The sequence below is a fragment of the Massilia sp. TWP1-3-3 genome (assembly GCF_049897805.1).
Classification (GTDB): Bacteria; Pseudomonadota; Gammaproteobacteria; order Burkholderiales; family Burkholderiaceae_D; genus Telluria_A.
In genome coordinates this window covers 25,097-47,287 of the sequence record NZ_JAFCWX010000036.1, presented here as the reverse complement: position 1 = coordinate 47,287, position 22,191 = coordinate 25,097, and the positions used below count along the sequence as shown (strand labels likewise).

General features: G+C 63.0%; 22 protein-coding genes and 1 pseudogene. 6 read left to right on the top strand and 17 right to left on the bottom strand.

Features of this window, described 5'->3' with window-relative positions:
- Positions 1-106: 106 nt before the first annotated feature.
- A pseudogene (locus tag ACP7D4_RS24640) lies at positions 107-277 on the bottom strand (cytochrome b/b6 domain-containing protein); the annotation flags it as partial.
- 422 nt (positions 278-699) lie between these two features.
- Here ACP7D4_RS24640 and ACP7D4_RS24635 point away from each other — a divergent pair.
- From ACP7D4_RS24635 to ACP7D4_RS24625, 3 genes are read left to right on the top strand one after another with little or no spacing between them, the layout of a single operon-like run.
- Positions 700-876 carry a sigma factor-like helix-turn-helix DNA-binding protein gene (locus ACP7D4_RS24635; RefSeq protein ID WP_426104955.1) on the top strand — a complete coding sequence of 59 codons (177 nt, stop codon included), beginning with the start codon at positions 700-702 and terminating at the stop codon, positions 874-876.
- A complete protein-coding gene (locus ACP7D4_RS24630; RefSeq protein ID WP_426211876.1) occupies positions 873-1,514 on the top strand; it encodes an NrsF family protein in 642 nt (213 codons plus the stop codon). Before ACP7D4_RS24635 ends, ACP7D4_RS24630 begins: the two co-directional genes overlap by 4 nt.
- 1 nt (position 1,515) lies before the next feature.
- Positions 1,516-2,010: an adenylate kinase gene (locus ACP7D4_RS24625; protein WP_426211875.1), complete on the top strand. Its 495-nt coding sequence runs from the start codon at positions 1,516-1,518 to the stop codon at positions 2,008-2,010.
- A gap of 131 nt (positions 2,011-2,141) precedes the next feature.
- On the opposite strand, the gene ACP7D4_RS24620 is transcribed toward ACP7D4_RS24625, so the two are convergent.
- The 16 genes from ACP7D4_RS24620 to ACP7D4_RS24545 all read right to left on the bottom strand — a co-directional run bounded on the left by ACP7D4_RS24620 (position 2,142) and on the right by ACP7D4_RS24545 (position 18,708).
- On the bottom strand, positions 2,142-3,308 hold the full coding sequence (locus ACP7D4_RS24620; protein ID WP_426211873.1) for a tetratricopeptide repeat protein: 1,167 nt from the start codon (positions 3,306-3,308) through the stop codon (positions 2,142-2,144).
- Positions 3,305-4,198 carry an ExeA family protein gene (locus ACP7D4_RS24615; RefSeq protein WP_426104882.1) on the bottom strand — a complete coding sequence of 298 codons (894 nt, stop codon included), beginning with the start codon at positions 4,196-4,198 and terminating at the stop codon, positions 3,305-3,307. The genes ACP7D4_RS24620 and ACP7D4_RS24615 overlap by 4 nt, the downstream gene beginning before the upstream one ends.
- Positions 4,199-4,201: 3 nt before the next feature.
- A complete protein-coding gene (gene mshL, locus ACP7D4_RS24610) occupies positions 4,202-5,989 on the bottom strand; it encodes a pilus (MSHA type) biogenesis protein MshL (protein ID WP_426211872.1) in 1,788 nt (595 codons plus the stop codon).
- A gap of 12 nt (positions 5,990-6,001) precedes the next feature.
- Positions 6,002-6,388: an MSHA biogenesis protein MshK gene (locus ACP7D4_RS24605; protein WP_426104879.1), complete on the bottom strand. Its 387-nt coding sequence runs from the start codon at positions 6,386-6,388 to the stop codon at positions 6,002-6,004.
- Positions 6,389-6,420: 32 nt separating this feature from the next.
- A complete protein-coding gene (locus tag ACP7D4_RS24600) occupies positions 6,421-7,110 on the bottom strand; it encodes a hypothetical protein (protein ID WP_426211871.1) in 690 nt (229 codons plus the stop codon).
- Positions 7,107-7,781 carry a hypothetical protein gene (locus ACP7D4_RS24595; protein WP_426211870.1) on the bottom strand — a complete coding sequence of 225 codons (675 nt, stop codon included), beginning with the start codon at positions 7,779-7,781 and terminating at the stop codon, positions 7,107-7,109. The genes ACP7D4_RS24600 and ACP7D4_RS24595 overlap by 4 nt, the downstream gene beginning before the upstream one ends.
- Positions 7,778-8,686 (bottom strand): agglutinin biogenesis protein MshI, encoded by a 909-nt coding sequence (locus ACP7D4_RS24590; protein WP_426104873.1) that lies wholly within the window; start codon positions 8,684-8,686, stop codon positions 7,778-7,780. Before ACP7D4_RS24590 ends, ACP7D4_RS24595 begins: the two co-directional genes overlap by 4 nt.
- A gap of 160 nt (positions 8,687-8,846) precedes the next feature.
- Positions 8,847-11,951, bottom strand: a complete 3,105-nt coding sequence (locus ACP7D4_RS24585) for a DUF6701 domain-containing protein (RefSeq protein WP_426211868.1) — start codon at positions 11,949-11,951, stop codon at positions 8,847-8,849.
- A 12-nt stretch (positions 11,952-11,963) separates the two neighbouring features.
- A complete protein-coding gene (locus tag ACP7D4_RS24580; protein ID WP_426104870.1) occupies positions 11,964-12,437 on the bottom strand; it encodes an agglutinin biogenesis protein MshP in 474 nt (157 codons plus the stop codon).
- A complete protein-coding gene (locus tag ACP7D4_RS24575; protein ID WP_426104869.1) occupies positions 12,434-13,321 on the bottom strand; it encodes a type II secretion system protein in 888 nt (295 codons plus the stop codon). Before ACP7D4_RS24575 ends, ACP7D4_RS24580 begins: the two co-directional genes overlap by 4 nt.
- The gene (locus tag ACP7D4_RS24570; protein WP_426211866.1) at positions 13,318-13,932 is read right to left on the bottom strand and encodes a type IV pilus modification PilV family protein; all 615 of its coding nucleotides are present in this window, start codon (positions 13,930-13,932) and stop codon (positions 13,318-13,320) included. Before ACP7D4_RS24570 ends, ACP7D4_RS24575 begins: the two co-directional genes overlap by 4 nt.
- Entirely contained in the window at positions 13,922-14,479 is a 558-nt protein-coding gene (locus ACP7D4_RS24565) for a pilus assembly FimT family protein (protein WP_426104865.1), read from the bottom strand. Before ACP7D4_RS24565 ends, ACP7D4_RS24570 begins: the two co-directional genes overlap by 11 nt.
- Positions 14,480-14,576: 97 nt before the next feature.
- Complete coding sequence (locus ACP7D4_RS24560) at positions 14,577-15,185, bottom strand: type II secretion system protein (protein WP_426211865.1); 609 nt, start codon at positions 15,183-15,185, stop codon at positions 14,577-14,579.
- Between the two features lie 23 nt (positions 15,186-15,208).
- Positions 15,209-15,751, bottom strand: a complete 543-nt coding sequence (locus ACP7D4_RS24555) for a type II secretion system protein (protein WP_426211863.1) — start codon at positions 15,749-15,751, stop codon at positions 15,209-15,211.
- 19 nt (positions 15,752-15,770) lie between these two features.
- On the bottom strand, positions 15,771-17,003 hold the full coding sequence (locus ACP7D4_RS24550; RefSeq protein ID WP_426104859.1) for a type II secretion system F family protein: 1,233 nt from the start codon (positions 17,001-17,003) through the stop codon (positions 15,771-15,773).
- Position 17,004: 1 nt separating this feature from the next.
- Positions 17,005-18,708 (bottom strand): GspE/PulE family protein, encoded by a 1,704-nt coding sequence (locus ACP7D4_RS24545; RefSeq protein ID WP_426211861.1) that lies wholly within the window; start codon positions 18,706-18,708, stop codon positions 17,005-17,007.
- A gap of 306 nt (positions 18,709-19,014) precedes the next feature.
- On the opposite strand from ACP7D4_RS24545, the gene ACP7D4_RS24540 reads away from it, so the two are divergent.
- The 3 genes from ACP7D4_RS24540 to ACP7D4_RS24530 all read left to right on the top strand — a co-directional run bounded on the left by ACP7D4_RS24540 (position 19,015) and on the right by ACP7D4_RS24530 (position 22,139).
- Positions 19,015-19,713: a histidine phosphatase family protein gene (locus ACP7D4_RS24540; RefSeq protein ID WP_426104856.1), complete on the top strand. Its 699-nt coding sequence runs from the start codon at positions 19,015-19,017 to the stop codon at positions 19,711-19,713.
- A 90-nt stretch (positions 19,714-19,803) separates the two neighbouring features.
- The gene (locus ACP7D4_RS24535) at positions 19,804-20,877 is read left to right on the top strand and encodes a phosphotransferase (protein ID WP_426211877.1); all 1,074 of its coding nucleotides are present in this window, start codon (positions 19,804-19,806) and stop codon (positions 20,875-20,877) included.
- A 2-nt stretch (positions 20,878-20,879) separates the two neighbouring features.
- Positions 20,880-22,139 (top strand): acyl-CoA dehydrogenase family protein, encoded by a 1,260-nt coding sequence (locus tag ACP7D4_RS24530; RefSeq protein WP_426211859.1) that lies wholly within the window; start codon positions 20,880-20,882, stop codon positions 22,137-22,139.
- Positions 22,140-22,191 lie beyond the last annotated feature (52 nt).

The window sequence follows — 22,191 nt, the reverse complement described above, 5'->3', positions numbered from 1 at the left end:
TGACCTCGTTTCGTATGATTCACACCCTCGGGCGAGGGACGAGGTCACATTCTGAATCATCCAGCCGGATCGATCATCAGCCAGGATCGCACTCCTGCCGCGTAGCGGCTTCGTCCAACCAGCCGCCCAGCGTGATCCCTGAGGGAATCGCAAAATCGAAAAATCGCGTCGCGTTATAAATGCGCCAGCCGCTCGCGACCAGCACCACCACGGCGACGGCGTTGAGCCAGTGCGTCAGGCGCCGCCATACCGGGTGAATGTTGCGCGCGGGGGCCATCAGAGGCTCGCTATCGGCTGGCACGGCGCCGTGCTCATCGCGTGAAGGATGCGCGCATCGCCCGATGAAGGGCTCGCGCATCCCTCGCTGGTGTAAAGTTTGACCAGCGCGGGGGCGGCGGCGTACGATGCCGGCATGCGGCATGGACCAGCAAAAGCAGTGAGCAATCGTGTGGCTTGCATGGTATTAACCTGGGTGTGTGGGACAGTGACAGGTAATTCGCAGCAAAAGCGCGATTGGTTACAGCAGCGCGACGATTTTTTTGATTTTTTTATTTTCAAAACGATGTTACTTAAGGCGCGGATGCAACGAATACCCCTGGTAGAGCTTCAGCACGGTACAGAACTGCGCCTGCATGCGCTGTTCGTGCAAGGGCTGGACGGCGACGAGCTGGCCTATCGGCGCTTTCTGCAGGCGACGGCATCGCGCTGCTCGCTACGCTGCCCGCCAAGCAGCGCGAGGCGATCATTTACACCAAACTGGACGGCCTGTCGGTGCGGGAAGCAGCCGGCGCCCTGCAAATGTCGGAAGCGGCCATTAAGGTCGCGGTCCATCGAGGCTTGAAAACGTTGGCGGCAACATTGAGAGATGCAACATGAAAACGGATGAATTGATCGATATGCTCGCCACCGGACCAGACGTTGCCCTCGCGCGCGCCACGGCGGGCCGCAACGTGCTGCTGGTGCTTGGCGCCTTGCTGCTTAGTGGCCTGCTGATGGGCGTGACGCTGGGCCTGCGCCCACACTTGGGTCTTGCCGTGGCGCTGCCCGCGTTCTGGCTGAAGTTCGTGTTTTCAGTCGCGCTGGCCGGCGCCGGATGGCTGGCGGCGCGGCGTTTGTCGGCGCCGGGCTCGCGCCTTGGCCAACTGCCGCTGGTGGTCGGCGCGCCGATCGTGCTGGTCTGGCTGGTTGCCGCTGCGGTACTGGCCCAGTCATCGCCCGAGCTGCGCGGCGCGCTGTTCTGGGGATCGACGTGGCGCTATTGCCCGGTGCTGATCGCACTCATGTCGCTGCCCGTATTCGCGGCAACGCTATGCATCATGCGCCAGCTGGCGCCGACCCGTTTGCGCCTTGCCGGGGCGGCGGCCGGGCTGGCGTCGGGCGGCGCGGCCGCGGCCCTCTACTGCCTGCATTGCCCCGAAATGAGCGCCGCGTTTGTCGGGTTCTGGTATCTGTTGGGAATGCTCGTGCCAACCGCCATCGGAGCGCTGATCGGCCCGCGCGTACTGGCCTGGTAACATGACACGACATGCGCGCACCCTCGTCATGGGCAACTCCGGGTCCGGCAAAAGCTGGCTTGCCGCACGCATTGCAGCCGAGCTCGGCGCGCCGTGGATTGATCTCGACCATCTATTCTGGGAGCCGGGCGGCTACAACATCGCGCGCGACAAAACCCTGACGCACGCTATGCTCGACGCCGCCTGCGCGCAGCCGTCGTGGGTAGTCGAGGGAGTCTACGGCTCCCTGCTGACACGGGCGCAACCAAGGTCAGACACGCTGTTATGGCTGTGTGTCGACGAGGCCGAGTGCATCGCCAACATCACCCGGCGCGGACCACGACGCGGCGGCAGCGTCGCCACCATGGCGGCATTGACAGCGTGGGCGGCAAGTTACCGCAGCCGCGACGGCTCAAGCGGATTCGCGGCGCACCAGGCGCTTTTCGACGGCTATGCAGGCGCCAAAGTACGGCTATCGAACAGAAGCGACATTGCCGCGTTCCTGGCCCCCGGTTAATGCTTTCCCTCAACCGGGGTCAGTTCCCCCATTGCGACACGAGCTCTGCATACAGAGGCAGAAATAGCCCTGGATACCGTTTTACGGTAGAGCTCGTGTCGTAATGGGGGAACTGACCCCGGGGGAGGTTTTCAGGGGGTGAGCTGGACGATTTTGCGTTCGACGAAGGCTTGCAGGGGGGGCGTGAGGGTGCCGGAGGCTTTTGCGCGCTGGAAGGCGGCGAGCGCGTCGCGGTCGCGCTTTTCGGCTTGCAGCGAGATGCCCAGGCCCATCAGCCATACGCCGTGCTCGGGCATGGTGCGCAGCGCGGCGCCGTACTGCTCGGCAGCCTCGCGGTGGCGCGACTCGCGCTGCAGCGCGCCGGCCAGGAAGGCGTGGTAGTCGCCATTGCCGCTGGCCGCGGGCAAGGTGCGCATCAAGGTCGCAACGCCGGAAGTGCCGCGTTCGATCTGCATGCGCGCCAGTAACATGGCCATCGTCGGCTGCGCCGCGTCAACTGCCAGGCCTTGTTCGAGCTGCTGCATTGCTTCATCGTTGCGCCCGGCTTCGATCAGCAAGGCCACCAGGCTCTGGCGTGCGGCGTCGTGCCGAGGATTGAGCTTGAGCGCATGGTCAAGCGCGGCAAAGGCCCCCGCCATGCGCCCTTCTTCGAGCGCGGCCAGGGCAATGCGGTATTGTGCTTCGGAACGCTGGGCGCTGGTCATGTCGCGTCCGCCAATGGGGGAACCTGCAACTGGCAGCGGCAGCGGTTCGGCCATGCGCACTACTCTGGCGCCCCGCTGCGGCACTTCTAGCCTGGCAATCGGCGCTGGCTTGATGCGCGGCGCAGCAACAACGCGCACTGGCGCGGCCTCAACTGCCAAGGAGGAATCCGACGTATCGCGCACCGTGCCCTGCGCCGGCGCGACGACTGCCGGCACCGCAGTCGCCACTACCTTGCGCGTCGGCTCGAGCGCCTTGGTCGGTGTAGCCAACGGCGGGGCTGGCGTTACGGCAGCAACGGCAGCGGCGGCGGGTACCACAGGAGCAGCTGGAGCAGGAGCAGGAGCGGGCGCTATCACCTTGGGCACAAGCACAACGACAGCAGGCGCAGTCACCGTCGCCGCGCCCGGCCGCCGCAGCCAGAACACAACGGCGAGCGCGACGGCGATCACGACCACGCTCGCCACCACGGCAATGCGCACCAACGGCAATTGCCGCCGCGCGGGACCTGCGGCACGTACCTCCGAAGGCAAGGAAACGCCGGAATGCGAGCCGCGGGCATCCAGATCTTGCAGCATTTTGTTTATGAGGCTCATTTGTTCAGGACCCAGGTAAAGGCGGCGGCGGCAGCAGCCAGCGCGGGAACGGCGGCCAGCACCCACGTTGGCAGCTTGCGCCTGGTGGTCATGGTGTCTTTGGCGGCCTCGGCCACATGGGACGCCTTGACCTGCTGGGTGCCCTTGCCGTAGCTGACCATCAGCGATTTGTGCGCCAGGATATTGACCAGCCGCGGAATGCCGCCGCTGGCGCGGTACAGTTTGGCGATCGCGCCGCGCTCGAACAGGCGCGCGCCCGCGTAGCCGGCCACCCGCAGCCGGTGCGCCAGGTAATACTCCATGTCGTCGCGCGTGAGCGGCCCCAGGTGGTAATGAAAGGTAATGCGCTGCGCGAGCTGGCGGATCGCATCGAGTTCCAGGTGGCGGTTCAGTTCGGGCTGTCCAAACAGCACGATCTGCAGCAGTTTGCGCTTTTCCGTCTCCAGGTTGGTCAGCAGGCGCAGCGCTTCCAGGCTTTCGATGGGAATGGCTTGTGCTTCATCCAGACACAGCAGCACGCGTTTGTCGTTGCCTCCCAATTCCAGCAGGCGCAGCGTGATTGCCTTGAGCAACTGGTGCTGGTCGACATCCTTTTCCAGCGTGATTTCCAGCTCGTCAGCCAGGGCCAGCATCAGTGTGCGTGGCTCGAGGTAAGGATTGGGGATGTAGGCCGTGACGAAATCGTCCCCCAGCGTGGCGATGAACTTGCGGCACAGCAGCGTCTTGCCGGTGCCCACTTCGCCGGTGATCTTGATGAAGCCTTCGCCGTTGCGCGCGGCGATCAGCAAGGTGTTGAGCGCTTCCTGCGAATGCGGGCTGGTGAAAAAATAACTGGTGTCCGGCGTAATGCCGAACGGTGCCTCGCGCAAGCCGAAATGGGCTGTATACATAGCTTAGCGGCGCTCCCCTGCATTGCGTGGGTCGAGCTGCTGGACGCGGTTGCCGGTGTCGAGCATGTCCTGGGCAAAGGCATTGTTGCCGTCCACGATGGTCGGCTTGATCAGCACCACCAGTTCACGCTTCTGGTTCACGCGCGCCTTGTTGGAAAACAGCGCGCCCAGTACCGGCACGCTGCTGGCACCCGGCAAACCGCTCTGGTCGGCGGTCGACGACTGGCGCATCAACCCGCCAATGGCGACCACGTGGCCATCCTGGCCGCGCACCATGCTGTCCATCTCGGACGTGCTGGACGCGGCCAGCGGCAGTGTCAGCGAGCCGGCCGAGCCGAGGTTGATACCTTTGTTGATCGTGGCCACCTGGCTGACCGAGGGATGCACGTGCAGCAAGATATTGCCTTTTTCATCGATCTGCGGCGTGACGTCAAGCACCACGCCCGAAAAGAACGGCGCCAGCGTCACGCTTGGGGTGCTGGTGCTGGTGCCGGTCAGGTTGGTGTTCTGAGTGGAGGTAACGCCGGTGACGTAGAACTCGTCGGTGCCGATCTTGAGCACCGCCTTCTGGTTGTTCATGGTCGCAATGCGCGGGCTCGACAACACGTGCACCGTGCCCTGCGATTCAAGGAAGGAAATGAGCGTGGCGAAATTATTTGTCTGGAACGCCAGGCCGAACAGCGAACCACTGGCCGCGTCCGCCGCGGCGAGCACCGAGCCGGCGATCGCGCTAATGCCGGCCCCGCCGACCGAGCTGATCGGGCCCTGAGCGCTGCCGTCAGTGGGCAACGGGCGCAAGGCGACGCCCGGCTGCAAAAACCCGCTTGACACGCGCTTCGGGTTACCGTTGCGGTAGGTTGTAAAACCGGCCCAGTTAATGCCCATCTGGAAGCTGTCGTTCAGCTCAACTTCGAGGATTTTCGCTTCCAGAATCACCTGGCGGTTGACCGACAATTGGCTCGCCTTCAGGTAGGCGTCCACGTTGCGCAAGTCGTCGGGCATGCCGCGCACCACGATCACGCCCGACTGCGGGCTGATGACGACGGCACGTCCGCCTTCGGCCGAACCGACAATCGCGTCCAGCGCCGACTTCAGTTCGGTCCAGAATTCACTGCTCGACGTCATCGTCACCGAACTGCTCTCACTGGGGCCGCCGCCGCTGCTGTTGCCGTTCTGGTTATTGTTGCCGTTGTTTTGATTCTGGTTCTGGTTCTGGTTTTGATTCTGGCCACCGCTGCCGCCCGAACTGACCGAAGTCGACGTCACCTTCAGGCTCGAACTGCCCTTGCGGCTGCCGACCAGGTAATTGACCTGGAAGACGCGCGTTTGCATCGTCAGCGGCTTGATCGAAATGCGCGTGCCTTCCATCTTGTAGTCGTAGCCATACATCTCGCGGATGGCGTCGAGCGCTTCGACCATGGTCACATCCTTCAAGTTGGCGGTGATGGTGCCGCTTACTTCCGGATGCACCAGCATGTTGTAGCGCGTGCCTTCCACCAGCGCATTGTAAAACTGCGCCGCCGGTACATTGTTGAAGGCGACATTGAAACGTTCCTCGAGCGCGGCGCGCGCCTTGGGCAGGCGCGTGCTCATGGCGCTGACCGGCGGCAGCAGCGCGTCGGCCACGGCGTCCGGCTGACGCACGGCAGGGCGGCCCGCACGCGGGGCCGACTCGGCCTTCAGTTCGGCCTTGATGGCGTCGAAGGTGGTGCGCTTGGGCGCCGGTTCAGCGCAGCCCGCCAACACCGCGCCGGCACCCAGCAAACATGCGATCAGGGTAGTTTTCTGCATACAATTTTGTCTTTATGGTTGTACCGTGGCGACCCGCTGGGCCGGCCGGAAAAGCGTCAATGTCTCAGTCTTGCCGCCGCGTCGCAGCACCACCTCGGTTGCACCGATAGCGACCAGTACGGCGTCGCCCACGCGCTGGCCTTGGCGCACGGTCTTGCCGTCGATCACGGCCACGCGCCGGCCGCCGGGGCGCAGCGATACCAGGATCGATTGCAGCTGCGGTGCGCGCCGCTCAAGGCGCGGCGCCGTCAGCACGCCGCCGGCAACGCCACCAGGCATTGATGGCGCCAACACCGGCGCCGTCATGGCCGCCGGCGGGCGCGTCGGGTCGGCGCCATCTTGCGCTAATGCAACGAGCGGCAGCAGCGCCACCAAAGCCAGGCTGTGCAACAGTGTCATAGCTTGCGTCATAGCTTGCGTCATAGCTTGCGTCATAGCTTGAGCCATTTCTTGTCCAGGCTGATGGTGTACACCACCAGCGTCAAGGTCGCGGTGGGATAGGTGTCGACCTTCATGGTCGCGCCGCCCCAGAAAATCTGGCCTTGCATGCCTTCGAGCGCCGTCATGTAGGCAACCATGTCGGGGTAGCTGCCTTGCAGCACCAGTTCCACGCCGTGGCGGTGCAGCAATTGCGGCGGCGCGGCCACCTCGCCCGTCTTGGGCGCGACCGTTTGGCCCGCCTTGGGGGCTTCTGCAGCAGGCGCTTCCTCGGGCAAGGTGCGCAGCGACGTCAGGCGCAAGCTGGGGTGCGCGCGCAAGATCCGTTCGAGCAAGCCGGTCATGCGCTCGGGCGGCACCATGCCCTGCTGCATGGCCATCAGCGCGGACGACAGCTTTTGCGCCTCACCCTTCACTTGCTGCAGGCGCAATCGGTCTGCCGCATCCGGGTCCAGCGTGTGCGCGAGCATGGTCTGGGCGATTTCCGCCTCCACGCCGGCAATCTGGTCGCGCTGTTGCGACATGGTCAGCAGCAACGCCTTTTGCTTGGCATAGGTCGGGTTGAGCGAAAAGAAAAACACTGCGCAAATCACCAGTCCCGCCGTGGTGACAAAGACGATGGTGCGTTCGCGCAGCGTGAGGCTGTCGACCTTGCCGCTAATTTTCAGCCAGTATTTTCTCATTTGGGCGTTTCCGCTTTTGGGCTGGCGCCAACCGACTGCAGGCTGAATTTCAGGTAGACGGGCGCTGCCGCCGGCGCAGGCGCGCCGCCCGCCAGCACCAACGGGGCGGGGGTCGGGGCCGGGGCCACTGCCGTCATCGCGAGCGTGGCGAACGCCTTGCCCTTCATCACGCTTTCCTGCGCCAGGCGGCCCATGTATTGCGGCACCAGCGGCGCTTGCAAGGCCTTGCCCTCAATCCCGATCGTGGCGCCGCCGGACGCGACAGTCACGTCCGTCAGCCACAGCCCCTCGATGCGCTGACGGGCAAAGGCGCGAAAGTACGGCGAAAAGCCGACCGTGTCGCCAAAGCCGCCGCGCTGCACGGTGGCCGTGGCGCTTTGCAGCATGGCCAGTTCTGCTTGCGCGGCGACGATCTCGGCGGCGATGGTCGCGCTTTTTTGGCGCGGCGCAAATTGCACTTTTACGTCTGTCAAGCGCTGCTGGCGGGCAGCCAGCAGCGCTTCGGTGCCCGCCGCCTGGGCCGTCAGTGCGCGCGTGCGAAACGCCGCATCGACGGCCAGCAGCGCGCAGGCGCCGCAGATGATGGCCAGCGCCTGCACCATCGTCAAGCTTGAAAAATACTTCTTCTGCTTGCGGAAAATGGGGTTGAACAGATTGATCTGTTGGGTCACAGCACCGTCTCCTCGAGCCGCAGGGCTGCGCCCAGCGTCAAGAAATGGCGCTGCTGCGCCTCGACGGCGGCCAGCTCGGGCGTCTTGGTAAAATCAAACACCGTGGCCAGGTCGAGCGTATCAACCGGCATGTACAGGTTGGACGACAGATAGTCGTGCAGCGACGAATTGGGCAAGGGCGCGAGCAACAGCTTGGACACGGTCACGAAGTGGAACTGGCGGTCGAAGTGGTCGAGCGAGCGCTGCAGCTCGAGCGTAATCTTGTCGAACACCTGGTTGCGGCGGTCGGGATCGAGTTCCTGGACCTGGTCGAGCGTGACTTCGATCCGGCGCGACAAATACAGTTCACCATTGAAGGTGACGGTCAGCAGGCCGCCTTCAGCGTTAAAGTACAGCATGGCAAGGCCGCGCCCTTCCGGCTCCAAAAAAGCGGAAATATTGCGCTGCCCCGCTTCGGGAATGTCAATGACCGACAGCTCCACCTTGGCGGCGGTAAACAGCGCCTGGCGCGTTTCAATCACGGCGTTGCGCGCCGCGACGGCGAACATCTGGTTCACGCGCACGGCGGCGTTTTTGTCGGCGGGAATATCGAGCACGTCGACGGTGGCGTCATCGATATGAAAGTCGAGCATGTCTTTCAGGCGCCAGCGCACGGCCGCCTTCAGTTCGTCCGGCTGGACGTTGGGCGCTTCGACGGCGAGCAGTTGGTAGTCGCGTGCGCCGAGCAGCGTTGACACGCGGTACTGCGACGCGTGCAGGTCGCGCGCGAGCTTGTCGAGGACTTCTGGCGGCGTTGGTTGCTTGACCGAATAAAACGCGGCGACCTCGACTTGCGGCTTGCCGGCCGCAACCCGGGTGACACGGGCGGCGCACATGCCATCGACACCGAAACCGATCGCGAGCAAGCCACTGACTTTCCTTGATTTACTAAAAAAACCCATGCACGCAATCCGTTGATGAATCAATTATGAGGAAGCTGCCCTAGCTCCTTGATTATATTCATAATTCATAGAAGTAAGCCTAAAATTTTCATGTAGGCAACGATTATGAGACACAAGCGGCAAATTAATAGGTCTCGCGTACGTAAATCACCGGCCCCGCCTTGTACACGCCGAAGGTGACGCGCCCGCCGCCGGGCAGAATGAGGCTTTTCGACTTGAGCACGGCACTGCCTTTTCCGGTTGGCACCGGCGACGGCTTGGTCAGCAGCACCCTGCCCGCCCCGCCCGCCATAGGGGTACCGGGCAGTATATGCGTGTCGCCCATGTTGACCGTGCTCAGGGGATCCTTGTGCAAGGTCAGCGTGAACTCCGCTGTGCCCAGCGGCGTGCAGCTGTCGAGCGTGTTGGTGGAGTAGCTGCTGCCGTTCCAGTACTGGGCCGCGATCTTGACGCCAAGGTTCAGCAATTCGGACCCGTAGGCATTATCCACTTCCAAGCGCCCGTAGCGCACCTGCGTGGAGCCCACCAGCGCATGCTGATTGGCTCCGACAGGGACATTGACGGTATCAAGGTTGTAGGTGGCGATGCGCACGCCATCCGGATCGATCGGTGCGACGCCGACCTTCAGCGCTGTGTACGGCGCCACGACGGTGGTGGCGCGCTCCACGATGAACGGGACGACGATGGCAGTGCTGACTCCGTTGGAAAAACTGCCGGTGGGCGAGCTGGGGTTCAGGCAAGGCCCGACCGGGGTCGCCGCGCAGACTGCCAGCGGGCGGCGGGTGCCCCCAGCCGGGTCGTCAATCGCGCCCAGGCCAAGTTGAGTCGGAATATTCAGGCGCGCCAAGGTGTCCGTGTAGTTCACCGTGGTCGCGTTGGCCGCGTTTTGCGCTGTCAATACAAAACTCGGCTTCAGCGCTTCGCCCATGTAAGTGAAGGCGGCGCTGGTGCAGAGCGGGTAGCCGCTGCGGTTAACGATCGTGCCCGCGCTTAATGCGAAGTGGTCAGGAATGAAGCGCCCGAAATACGGCGAAGCGGCGCTGCCGAAATAGCAGCCCAGCTTGCCAGCAGCATTGGCCGTGTTGGGGTCAACCGGCGCCGTCCCGCCGCCCAGCGTGGCGGTGACGCACTCACCCTTGGCGCTGTCGACGGCGGCAAAGCTGCCGTCGTCATACACGCCCCAACTGTTCAGGCCGACGTAACCGACCTCGCTGTACGTAAACGCGTTCCCGCTGGCCACGCCACTGGCATTGGCCACCCCAAAACTGCCGCTAAGCACGCCTTTGGTGTTGCCGGTAAGAACCTTCACCATGTTCTGGTCGAATGACGGCGTGCCGTCATAGCCGGCGGCAGAGCTGGCCTGGATACCGAACTGCGTGCCCGCCTTGATCACCGGCGTAGCAATGAAGCTGACCCCGGCGGCATCCGCGTTGGCATCGGCCGAGGCAAGCGAGAACGCGTCGGGACGCAGCGCGAAATTGTCGGATGAACACGCCGTGACCCCGCTCGATTCAAGCTTGACACGCACCTCGCGCGCCGCACGGCTTGGCGTGAAGGGAATGCTGCGCCGCCCGCCATTGGCCGGAGCGAACGTCAGCGTCACGGGCGGCGCCACCGCGACGGTGCCGCAGGTGGCGGTCTTGTCTGCCACCACCAGCGTAGCGACCACGGTATCGCTCGAACCGGTATTGAGCGCGGCGCCGTTGCGCGCGAGGATATCGAGCGTCACCGTGGCGCCGACGCGCTTGGTAAAAATGGGCGTGCCCGCGCCGGCGCCGGTTTCCACCGCGTCGAAGGTGCAGCCGCCGCCGGCCGCCACCGAACAGCCGCCAACGGTGTAGCTATTGCTCGCGACGGCAGTGTTGGCGCCAGGATTGTTGCCGGCGCGGTCGCGCACGTTGGCCAGGTTTGCCGAAAGATTCAAGCCCACCACGCCGGCCGTGCTGACGTTAGCGACCACCGTATAGGTGGTGCCGCTGCCGCTGACCGAGGCGATCGTCGCCCCGCTGCCCGACAAGGTGAAATTGGCCGCGCTCACGCCCGTCACCGCTTCCGAAAACGTCACGCTCCAGCTGACCTGGCCGGCAGATACCGGATTGGCGGCGCCGCACAGCGCCGGGTTGGCGCACGCGATGGATGCCACGGGCGCGGTATTGTCGATCGTTACGCTGGAACCGTTCGTCACGCTCGTGCGCGAGGTGGCCGCATTGCCCGCGACGTCATTGACGTCGAGCTTGAACGCCACCAGTCCCTCCACGTCGCTGGCCACGACCAGCCGGCTGGCAACCCAGCTGTTGCCCGCGCCGGTGACAGTGGCGCCAGCGCCGTTGATGGTGGCCGTGGGTGTTTGCACGCCGTTCGCGTCGGCGGTGGTGAAGGTCACGCTGATCCGCTCGCCAACCCGGGCAAACAGCGCGCTGACGGCGTTGTTCGAACTGATGCCTACGACTGTGAAGGTGGGCGGCACGCGGTCGATCGTATACACCTGTCCGGTAAAGTTGCCGTTATTAATGCCCGCGCCACCCAGCGCCAGTCCGTTGGGGCCGATGATCGAATCGTTATCGATCACGTTCAATCCCAGCGTCCCGCTGCCCGTATTCGGTGTCCTGAGCACATACACACTGCTACTGGTGATGGTTCCCGACAGTGTGGTGCCACCGACACCATTGGCCGGCAGCGTAAAATCGCTTAGCGTGACGCCGCTGACGGGACGGTCGAACGTGACGGTCCAGGTGACTGGACTGGCGTTGGTCGGGTCCGGCAGGTCGCGCGTGATCGAGAGCACAACGGGGAAAGTATTGTCGACCTTGACCGCACCGGTGAGAATACGTGTGGCGGTAGCGCCGCTAGTGCAGTTCGCATTTGGCTGAATATAGAACGAAATGTCGTACAGGCCATTACTCGCTGGCGCAACATAATTAAATGTAAAGCTGTAATTGCCGTCGGCTGAGACGTCCGTGTTGTCGATGCATGTCATGCTCGTGACTGGCGACGTGTCAATTTGCGTCTTGCGCCAGCGCGCATTGGACAAGGTGACGTACAGCGTGACGCTGATGGTAGCGCCTGGCACCACGGTGACGTTGCCTTGGCCATTGAAGGTCACATTGGTGATGACGGCGCCGGCGCGGGCGCTGCCGGCGCCGGCGCACCCCAGCAACAGCGCCGCCAGCAGCGCCAGCAATGAGCGCCATGCACCGCGCGGTACAAGCCAGGTTGATTGGGCGACCATGGCATTCTCCATTTAATTGAGCTCGGCTTGCACGCGCCGCCGCACATAATCGGCATCCTGACTGGCATTCAGACAGCTGCCGGCGACCGGCTTGTTGCAGGCGACTGCGGTGATGGTCCAGCGATTGGTGGTGTTGCCCACCACGTTAGTGCCCGGGGTGCAGGTGACGGTCACGCTGAAGCTCGCCAGCACGCTGTCGGCCGGCAAGGCAAAGGTCACGGGCGACGGCGCAAAGCAGGCGACCGAACCGGTGGGCGCCTGCAAGCGCAACTGGCGGTACAGGCCCCAGTCGAGGCCGCTGCGCGCAGCCTGGTCGGCGCGTACTCCCAGTACGTCGAGCACGGCGGCGCTCTGCTGGTTGCTGAACACGCCGACAATGGCCGCCGCCAGACCGGCCAGCACCACCAGCAGGAACACGGCGGTCAGCATGCTGACGCCGCGCGCGCGCGCACTGGCCAGCGCAGCGTGAATGGGCAAATGGGTCATGGCGTATTGTCCACGTGAATCTGGTGCTCGAGCGTGAGCTTGGCCGAGGTCTGGCCGGCGATGCCAACATCAATCGTCAGGCCGACCAGACCGCTGCGCTGGTTCGCCAGATTGGCATACACGAAATTGCAGCCCCTGATATTTTCAGCGAGCAGCGCGCTGTTGCCGTCGCTGAAACTCGTCGGCTGGTCTTTCACGATCGTATAGTTCCAATAGCGCGTGAGCTTGCCGGTGGTGCGGTCGCAGCCATAGGTCACGGCCGAGGTGACGACATACGCGCGCTTGGCGGGCGACATCAGGGCCACCCCGCTCGCCGTTTGCGCGGCAAACGGATTGCTGGCCATGGTGATGGTGGCGCCGCTGATAGCGCTGATCACGGCCATATTGCACCCTGCCGCGCTGGCGCAATTGTAGGCATTGGCAGGTTCCTGGCCCTCGCCCAAGTTGTAGACCACGACAAAGTTGCCCACCACCGGCGCATGGCGGTCTGCCGGCAGGACGCCCACCACGTCGAAGCTTGTCTTGAGCGGGTCGTTCCAGTTCAGGTAATTGACGGGGGGCGTAGCGCCGACGACATCGTCTTCGGCCAGGTAGCGCAGACCGGCCGTGGTCTGCAGGAATTCCAAAAACACGGGTCCGGCCGCCGGCCCGGTCACGCGCACCGAATTGGGCAATGCCAGACGCAGGTCGCGCGTGATGCGGCGCAGCGCGAGGTCGGCCACGTCGGTGGCGGCGGCGCGCGCGACCGAGTCGGTGTAGCTTTGCACCGGCAGCCGGATGAACACCGCCACCACGGCGCCGATAATGCCGGTGATCACGATCACGGCGATCATCTCGACCATGGTCACGCCGCGCTGGCGATACAGGTTGGAAAAGAGGTTCATGGCGTGCTGTTCGGTGCGTAGCGGGTGCGATAGCGGTCGAGCACGATTTGCTCGCCATTGCCGTATTTGACGGCCACCGTAATGCGCAGCAAGTTGGTATCGGCCGTGCCGCTGCCGGCGATCTGGGTGACGCCGGCCGGGCCCAGCGTAGCGTCGGCCTTGATGGTGACCAAGGCCGTGTATTGGTTGTTGAATTTTGCGTTGCCCAGCACGTCGGTGATCTTGCCGGTACTGTCGCCGGCGGTGAACGAGGTGGCCACGCCAAAGGTGCTCACATAGTCATTGATGTTGAAGTAAGGGCGCGCCGTGCCCGCGCTCACGCCGACCGTTTCGGCCACGGTGCAGCCGGCGCCGGGGGCCGCGCTGGTGGCCGTTTCGGCGCCGGCGTCGTCCGGATGGCAAAACGTCATGTGCCCGAGGCTCACTTCTTCGACCAGCGCTTCGGCGATCAGCATGGCTTGCTTGCGCTGCAGCGGGTCGGCGCTGTGTCCGGTGGTGTAGGCCAGCACCGACGTCACGCCGGCGACGGCCACGCTGATGATGACGATGAAAACAATCAGCTCGATCATCGACAGGCCGCGCTCGGCCGGGGACCGATTGCTAGTGCACATAACCGGTCTCCATTTCAATGGTGATGGTGCGAACCGAGGTGTCGGCCGTGACGGTAAAGGCACGCGTTGTAAACAACGAGACTGCTGTGGGCGGCACGTCGGTCGCAAGAAAAGGCTTGCCCAGCGCGTCGAAATAGAACAAGGCCAGCGGCGTGATCCTCACCTGCGAGGGCGGCGCCTCACAGGCCCAGGCCGTGTCAGCGCAGGCCAGCTTGTTGGCGGCGCTGTTGCTATTGGTGCCTCCAGGCGCGAGCACGCGATTGCCGCTTGTGCAACCGCTGTCGTAACACAGCGCGATACCGTTTGCCTGCACTCGCGCGTAGACATAACGGTTTTGTGCGACTGCCACTTTCTGTGCATAGCGCAGCAGCGCGGCGCTTTGATCGGCGAAAGCGACCGAGTCGAAGCTGGCGCGGCCTATAAAACGGGTGGCGGCAAAGGAACCGAGGATGCCGACGATGATGATCACCGCAATCAGTTCGACCAGCGTAAAGCCGCGCTGGGCAGCCATGCTCGGCAGGTAAGGCACACGTCGCGTGATCGTCATCGGTAACACCTGTTGACTGCTTTCAATTTGCAAAGCAAAACAGGCCAATTACTTGGCCTGTTTTTGTTAGCGGACTCACGACCCGCTGGCCGGGCGATCAGTTGCAGTTTGCAGGGATCAGCTCGTCCGACTTGTACGAAGGTGCGACAGCGGTAGGCTGGGAGGTGCCGTTATCGGTCTGGCTACCTTCGATATAGGTGAAGCGGCACTTGGGGTGCGCCGAATCGGCAGCAACAGTCAGATTGTTTTTCGATGCCACTGGTGTGGTCAAAGCCGTGTCAAGCGTTGTCAGATCATAATCCTGGGAAGACAAGCCCGAAGCGATGATGATGCCGCTGTTGGTGCCGACAACAGTCGCGGCGTTGGCCAAGCCATCACCGCCAACGTCAGGGTAGCCGGCCAGCATGACGATCGTCTTGCCTTCGCCGATGACTGTCGTGCCCGGTTGGGAGCCGCTTGGCGAGCCGCAGGTGGCGCATGCCAGCTGCCCGCCGCTGACCAGCCACTGTGCGTGGGCACTGGCCGAAGCCGCCTTGACGGCGCCCAGCGCAGCTTGCATTTTAGCCAGGCGCGCCTGACCGGACATGTCGAACATGCGCGGCAGTGCGGTAGCGGCCAGGATGCCGAGGATGACGATCACGACGATCAGCTCGATGAGGGTAAAGCCGGCCTGGGCCTGCTTGCGAATCATTTGGGTGGTTTTCATTGTTTAGCTCCTACGACACTTGGTTATTTAGGCAAAATTGCTTGCTTGCTGAGACTACTGGGAATGCGATTCAACACCACTCCCTCTATCGTCGTGCTATTTGACGTCTCGGCAGGTTTTGGGCCGTTTGCGCCATCCAGGTCTCTCAGGACGTCGATTTTGAATTCGAACTGCCTTGGATCTGAGACCTGGAAAGTTGCACCAGTCCTTGCAATATACACGAGGAGTAATTTTTTTCGATTGAAATACCAGTTCCCACGGGAAATTTTTTCTTTTTGTGGCGTATTGAACTCACCAAGGTAATTTGCTGGCTTTTGTGCCAACAGATCCATCGGGTTAATACTTGTCAGTTTGCTCAGTTGGTCCTGTTTCCCCTGCGCCACCAGTTGTCCCGCCTTCATCGACAGCGCGCTGCGCAGGACGCCGACGACACTCTCCATAGCCACCCTGTCCGCCTCTTCCTGGTACAGCTGGATGCGCGATAGCAGCACGCCGGCGAGCACGCCGATGATGGCCACCGTGACGGCCAGTTCGAACAGGGAAAAACCGCGCTCTCGATGGTTCATGTGTTCATGCGTTATTTGCTCATTTGTTCATCGCCGCCTTGCCCAGATCCCAGATCGGCAGGAAGATACCCAGCGCCAGAATGGTGACCATGATGCCCAGGAAGACGATCAAAATCGGTTCGATCTGCGCGCCCAGCGTTTTCAGTTCATAGTCGACTTCGCGCTCGTACATCTGGGCGATTTCGTCCATCAGTTCGTCGAGCGAACCGGTTTCCTCGCCCACCGCGATCATCTGCAGCACGATGGGCGTAAACACCCCGGCCGCCTTGGCCGTGCGCAGGATGCTCTCGCCGCGCTCGACGCCGTCGCGCATCTGTTCGATGCGCGCGCACAAATAGGCGTTGTCGACCGTCTGCGACACCGTCGTCAAGCCCTGCACGATGGGCACGCCGCTGCGGGAAGCGAGCGCAAAGCTGCGCGCGAAGCGCGACATCGTCCCCTTCAGGATGATCTTGCCGGCGATCGGCAGCTTGAGCTTGCGCCGGTCCCATTCGTAGCGGCCTTTTTCCGTGTTCACCCAGCTGCGCGTGATGAACCAGATGACCCCGACCATGCCCAAAATGAGCGGCCAGTACGTGACGGTGAACTTGGAAAAGCCCACCAGCAGGCGCGTGACCAGCGGCAGCTCGGTGTGAAAGCTGTCGAACACTTTCTGGAACTGGGGGATGACGAACACGTTAACCACGGCGATGGCGCCGATCATGGCGATCACGACGAACATCGGGTAGCGCAGCGCCGCCTTGACGCGCTGGCGCATTTCGCGGTCGAACTCCAAGTGGTCGAACAGGCGCAGGAACACGTCTTCAAGGCGGCCCGTCATCTCGCCCACGCGCACCATGCTGAGGTAAAAATTATCGAAAATTTCCGGATGGCGGCGCATGGCCGACGACAGTTCGCGCCCCGAGTCGAGCGACTCGCGCAGGTCGCCGATCACGCGCGCGAAGGACTTGCTGGTGCATGACTCCTGCAGGCCGGTCAGCCCGCGCATGATCGGCACGCCCGATTTGAGCAGCGTATAGAGCTGGCGGCTGAACATTTGCACGTCCATCGAGGTGACCTTGCGCTCCATGAAGGCGGCCACCACGCCTTCCTTGTTGGCGGCCACCACGGGCTTTTTGGCCTCGACGATTTCCACCGGCGTGACCCCGGTGGTAAATAGCTGGTTGGCCACGGCGCTGGTGTCGGCGCCCTCCAGCACGCCCTGCATCATCTCGCCGCGCGTGTTGCGTCCCTTGTAGGCGAAGTACGGCACGTCAATCCTCTAACTGGTTACTGATGCGCATACCTTCCGACACAGTCGTGCGACCTTGCACGATCAGCGCCACCGCATGGCGGCGCAGCGTTTCGCCCTTCATTTCGGCGTGCGCGGCGCGCAAAAAGTGCGCCGGGTCCGGGTTGTTGGCCGCGTCCACCACTTCCTTCGTCATCTCAAGCAATTCGTACACGCCGGTCCGGCCGCGGTAGCCCATGCCGTTGCAATGCGAGCAGCCCTTGCCGGCGAAATAGCTGATGGTGTCGACCCTGTCGCCCAGTTCCGACTTGAGGAACTGGCGTTCGGCCGGCAGCAGTTCGTAGGGCGCGGTGCAACTCTCGCAGATCTTGCGCACCAGGCGCTGCGCCAGCACCGCCTGCAGCGCGCTGCCCACCATGTAGCGCGGCACGCCCATGTCCATCAGCCGCAGCGGCGTGCTGGCCGCGTCGTTGGTGTGCAAGGTAGAGAGCACCAAGTGACCCGTCATCGCGGCGCGCAGGCCGATCTGCGCGGTTTCCTGGTCGCGCATCTCGCCCACCAGCACAATGTCCGGGTCTTGCCGCAGCGCCGAGCGCAGCACGCGCGCGAACGTCAGCTCGATCTTGTCGTTGACCTGCACCTGGTTGATGCCGGCCAGCCGGTATTCGACCGGGTCTTCCACGGTAATCAACTTTTTTTCCGTGGAGTTCAGTTCGGCCAGCGCCGAATACAGCGTGGTGGTCTTGCCGCTACCGGTGGGCCCCGTTACCAGCACCAGGCCGTTGGGGCGCTGCACGATGTCGCGAAAGCGCTCCACCAGCTTCATGGGCATGCCGATGGCGTCCAGGCGCAAGGTGGTGCCGCCCTGGTTCAACAGCCGCATGACCACCGATTCGCCGTACTGGGTCGGCATGGTGGAAATCCGCACGTCGATGCGCTGCTGCTTGACCTTGATGGCAAAGCGGCCGTCTTGCGGCAAGCGTTTTTCGGAAATGTCCAGGTCCGACATCAGTTTCAGGCGCAGCGCCAGCGGGGTGGCGATCTTGATGTCAGCCTCGGTCTGCAGGTGCAGCACGCCGTCGATGCGAAAGCGGATGTGCAAGCGCGCCTCTTGCGGCTCGATGTGGATGTCGGAGGCGCGCACTTGCGTGGCGTCGTCGAACACGGACTGCAGCAGCTTGACGATGGGCGCCTCTTCCAGGCCCGGATTGGTGGCCATGGCGCCAAAGTCGACCAGCGAGTCGCCCAGGTCTTGTTCCAGCTCGCGCGCAAAATCGGTGATTTCGTCGGTGCGCCGGTAAATGCGGTCGATCGCGGCCAGCACTTCGGTTTCGTTGACGACGGCCAGCTCGATGTTGCGCTTGACCAGGCGCGTGATTTCGTCGTACGCGAACAGGTCGGTCGGATCGGCCAGGCCGACCAGCAGCGCGCCGCGCCGGTCTTCCAGCGCCAGCGCGCGGAACCGGCGCGCCTGCGTTTCGGGCAGCAGGCGGACGATATCCGGATTGGTATTGTAGAACTTGAGGTTGATGTACGGGATGTCGAGCTGCTTGGCCAGCGCGCCGGAGATCTGTTCCTCGGTGACGTAGCCGCTCTCGACGAACACGCGGCCGAGCTTGCGGCCGGTGCGCTTCTGGTCTTGCAGCGCAAGGCCGAGTTGATCTTCGGACAAGAGCTTTTGTTGAACAAGGATTTCGCCTAGTCGGACTTTTTCTGGTCTTGCCATGGGCTTACCCTCGCGTTATGCATGTTGCGAACCATTCTATGCCAGAAACGAATAAATTTTGTCATAAGGAATGATTTTGTGTGTCGGGCGTGCCCAGGCATTGTGAAACCGCGACACTATCGCTTATTCAACAGGCAAGGCGATCATCGGCTAGAATTAAAAAGAACAGCATCAAACAACGCAAGCTCACCCCCACATCGTCCTCGCGAACGCGGGGACCCATAGAACGGCTGGACAGAGCAAATGTTCCTTGGGTCCCCGTGTTCGCAAGGACGACGTAGGGGGCGCTCACACCTCGGAACTTATATGCCCCCCTCCCCCCGCCGTCGCATCTACCTCATGCGCCACGGCAGCGTCACCTACTTCGACGCCGCCGGCAAACCCGTCCTCCCCGAACTGGTTCCCTTGAATGAACTGGGCCGCGCCCAGGCCAGCGCCGCCGGCCGCCTCTTCGCCGAGCACCAGGTCAGCTTCGACCGCGTGATCGTCTCCGGCCTGCCGCGCACGGTGGAAACTGCCAAGCGCGTGCTGGCGGAAACGGGCCAGCACATCCCCCTCGAAACCTGGCCCGAGCTCGAAGAAATCCGCGGCGGTCGCCTCTCCACCATCCTTGATGCCGACCTGAAAGCCGCCTTTACCGGCGCCTTTGAAGGCATGGTCGGCGAAGACAAGCGCTTTCTGGGCGGCGAATCGGTCGGCGAACTGATGGACCGCATCCATCCCGCCGTCACGCGCTTGCGGGCCGATTCCGGCTGGGACACGGTGCTGCTGGTACTGCACGGCGGCGTCAACTGTGCGATCCTGTCGCTGGCACTGACGGGCCAGCGCATGTTTTTGGGCGCGCTGGCGCAAACGGCCGGCTGCATCAACGCGCTCGACGTGGGCGAAGCCGACGCCGACTGGGTGCTGCGCTTCATGAATTACGCGCCGCCTGCCCCGCTGCAAGGCGACACCCGCAGCACAACGATGGAACAGTTATACGAGCAATACCGCAAATCGCGCTGAAGGCCGCCACAAATAAATAGTACGGGCGTGCTTTTCATCGGCTAGAATAAGGCTACCAATTCCAGGGAGACGCTTGTGTTCGAAGAAATGATGGGGACCAAACCGGTATCGGAGCGCCAGCGCTTCGACGTGGACGCGCTCGACGCGTACATGCGCCAGCACGTGGAGGGTTATCCGGGCGGCCCGGCAAGGGCGATAAGTGTGGAGCAGTTCAAGGGCGGCCAGTCCAACCCGACCTTCAAAATTACGGCAGGCGGCCAGCATTACGTGCTGCGCACCAAGCCCGGCCCGGCCGCCAAGCTGTTGCCCTCGGCCCACGCCATCGACCGCGAGTTCAAGGTCATGGACGCGCTCAACAAGGCTGGCTTTCCCGCTCCGCGCCAATACGCGCTCTGCCTGGATGAAACAGTCATCGGGCGCGCCTTTTACGTGATGGAATTCATCGACGGGCGCGTGCTGTGGGACCAATCGCTGCCCGGCATGACGCCGGCCGAGCGCGCTGCCATCTATGATGAAATGAACCGCGTGATCGCCCGGCTGCACACCACCGACTACCAGGCCATCGGCCTGGGCGACTTTGGCAAACCCGGCAATTATTTCTCGCGCCAGATCGAACGCTGGACGCGCCAGTACCAGGCCTCGGCCACGGAAACCATCGACGCGATGGACCAGTTGATTGCCTGGCTGCCCCAGCATATTCCAGCGGGCGACGACACGGCTATCGTGCACGGGGACTTTCGCCTCGACAACATGATCTTCCACCCCACCGAGCCCCGCATTCTCGCCGTGCTGGACTGGGAATTGTCGACGCTGGGCCATCCGGCGGCCGATTTTTCTTACCATTGCATGAGCTGGCATATCGCGCCCGGCCAGTTCCGCGGCATTGCCGGGCTGGACCTGAAGGAAATGGGCATTCCCAGTCAGGAAGAATACATCGCCTCGTATTGCGCGCGCACCGGCAAGACGATCCGCATCGAAGACTTCAATTTCTACCTGGCTTATAACATGTTCCGGCTGGCCGGCATCATGCAGGGCATCATGAAACGCTATGTCGACGGCACCGCCTCCAGCGCCCAGGCGCTTGAGAACGGCAAGGCCGCGCGGCCGATGGCCGAACTGGGCTGGACATACGCGCAGCGCGCAATCTCACTTTCCAAGGATTAAGCATGAACTTCGACTATTCCGACCGCTGCAAGGAGCTCCAAAGCCGTCTGCTGGCCTTCATGGACGAACACATCTATCCGAACGAAAAGATGTTTAAACAGGAAGTTGATCACAATGGCATTACCAAGGGTAATCGCTGGATCCCCACCGAGCTGATCGAACGCCTCAAACCATTGGCGCGCGAACAAGGCTTGTGGAATCTGTTCCTGCCCAAGTCGGCGCGCGCGCCGGAAGGCTTGTCCAACCTTGACTATGCGCCGCTGTGCGAAATCATGGGCCGCGTGGTGTGGGCGCCGGAAGTATTCAATTGCGCCGCGCCCGATACGGGCAATATGGAAACCATCGAGCGCTTCGGTACCGAAGAGCACAAGCAGCAGTGGCTCGAACCCTTGCTGCGCGGCGAAATGCGCTCGGCCTTTGCGATGACCGAGCCGGGCGTTGCCTCGTCCGACGCCACCAATATCGAGACGCGCATCGAGCGCGATGGCGACGACTACGTCATCAACGGCACCAAGTGGTGGATTTCCGGCGCGGGCGACCCGCGCTGCAAGATTTTTATCGTGATGGGCAAGACCGACCCAAACGCGGCGCGCCATGCGCAGCAATCGATGATCCTGTGCGCGGCCGACACGCCGGGCATCACCATCGTGCGCCCGCTGCCCGTGTTCGGCTACGACGACGCCCCGCACGGGCATTGCGAAATCACCTTTGAGAATGTGCGGGTGCCGGCCTCGAACCTGCTGCTGGGCGAAGGGCGCGGTTTTGAAATCGCGCAGGGGCGCCTGGGGCCTGGCCGGATTCACCATTGCATGCGCGCCATTGGCGTGGCCGAGCGCGCGCTGGAATTGATGTGCGTGCGTCTGGGCAGCCGGGTCGCGTTTGGCAAAAAGATTTCGGACCAGAGCATCTGGCGCGAGCGCATCGCCGAGTCGCGCATCCAGATTGACACGGCGCGCTTGCTCACGCTCAAGACGGCTTCGCTGATGGATACCGTAGGCAACAAACACGCGCAAGCCGAGATCGCCATGATCAAGGTGCTGGCGCCGAATGTGGCGCAGCAGGTGCTGGACTGGGCGATCCAGGCGCATGGGGCCGCTGGCGTGTCGGACGAATTCCCGCTCGCTTACCAGTGGGCAGGCAATCGCACGCTGCGCCTGGCCGACGGTCCGGACGAGGTGCATCGCAATGCGATTGCCAAGCTGGAACTGGCCAAGCATATCAAGCTTGGCGAAAGTTTGGCGTTGCCGGTGACGCGGTCGTAGAGCGCAAGGCGCGGGCGGCGCTTGGCACAATGCGCCCTACCGTGCACGAGAT

What these genes read in the sequence shown, in the direction of transcription:
- ACP7D4_RS24630 (WP_426211876.1), top strand. Translation starts at nt 873, where the DNA reads ATGAAAACGGATGAATTGATCGATATGCTCGCCACCGGACCAGACGTT.
- ACP7D4_RS24625 (WP_426211875.1), top strand. Translation starts at nt 1,516, where the DNA reads ATGACACGACATGCGCGCACCCTCGTCATGGGCAACTCCGGGTCCGGC.
- ACP7D4_RS24620 (WP_426211873.1), bottom strand. Translation starts at nt 3,308, where the DNA reads ATGAGCCTCATAAACAAAATGCTGCAAGATCTGGATGCCCGCGGCTCG.
- ACP7D4_RS24615 (WP_426104882.1), bottom strand. Translation starts at nt 4,198, where the DNA reads ATGTATACAGCCCATTTCGGCTTGCGCGAGGCACCGTTCGGCATTACG.
- mshL (WP_426211872.1), bottom strand. Translation starts at nt 5,989, where the DNA reads ATGCAGAAAACTACCCTGATCGCATGTTTGCTGGGTGCCGGCGCGGTG.
- ACP7D4_RS24605 (WP_426104879.1), bottom strand. Translation starts at nt 6,388, where the DNA reads ATGACACTGTTGCACAGCCTGGCTTTGGTGGCGCTGCTGCCGCTCGTT.
- ACP7D4_RS24600 (WP_426211871.1), bottom strand. Translation starts at nt 7,110, where the DNA reads ATGAGAAAATACTGGCTGAAAATTAGCGGCAAGGTCGACAGCCTCACG.
- ACP7D4_RS24585 (WP_426211868.1), bottom strand. Translation starts at nt 11,951, where the DNA reads ATGGTCGCCCAATCAACCTGGCTTGTACCGCGCGGTGCATGGCGCTCA.
- ACP7D4_RS24580 (WP_426104870.1), bottom strand. Translation starts at nt 12,437, where the DNA reads ATGACCCATTTGCCCATTCACGCTGCGCTGGCCAGTGCGCGCGCGCGC.
- ACP7D4_RS24575 (WP_426104869.1), bottom strand. Translation starts at nt 13,321, where the DNA reads ATGAACCTCTTTTCCAACCTGTATCGCCAGCGCGGCGTGACCATGGTC.
- ACP7D4_RS24570 (WP_426211866.1), bottom strand. Translation starts at nt 13,932, where the DNA reads ATGTGCACTAGCAATCGGTCCCCGGCCGAGCGCGGCCTGTCGATGATC.
- ACP7D4_RS24565 (WP_426104865.1), bottom strand. Translation starts at nt 14,479, where the DNA reads ATGACGATCACGCGACGTGTGCCTTACCTGCCGAGCATGGCTGCCCAG.
- ACP7D4_RS24560 (WP_426211865.1), bottom strand. Translation starts at nt 15,185, where the DNA reads ATGAAAACCACCCAAATGATTCGCAAGCAGGCCCAGGCCGGCTTTACC.
- ACP7D4_RS24555 (WP_426211863.1), bottom strand. Translation starts at nt 15,751, where the DNA reads ATGAACCATCGAGAGCGCGGTTTTTCCCTGTTCGAACTGGCCGTCACG.
- ACP7D4_RS24545 (WP_426211861.1), bottom strand. Translation starts at nt 18,708, where the DNA reads ATGGCAAGACCAGAAAAAGTCCGACTAGGCGAAATCCTTGTTCAACAA.
- ACP7D4_RS24540 (WP_426104856.1), top strand. Translation starts at nt 19,015, where the DNA reads ATGCCCCCCTCCCCCCGCCGTCGCATCTACCTCATGCGCCACGGCAGC.
- ACP7D4_RS24535 (WP_426211877.1), top strand. Translation starts at nt 19,804, where the DNA reads ATGGGGACCAAACCGGTATCGGAGCGCCAGCGCTTCGACGTGGACGCG.
- ACP7D4_RS24530 (WP_426211859.1), top strand. Translation starts at nt 20,880, where the DNA reads ATGAACTTCGACTATTCCGACCGCTGCAAGGAGCTCCAAAGCCGTCTG.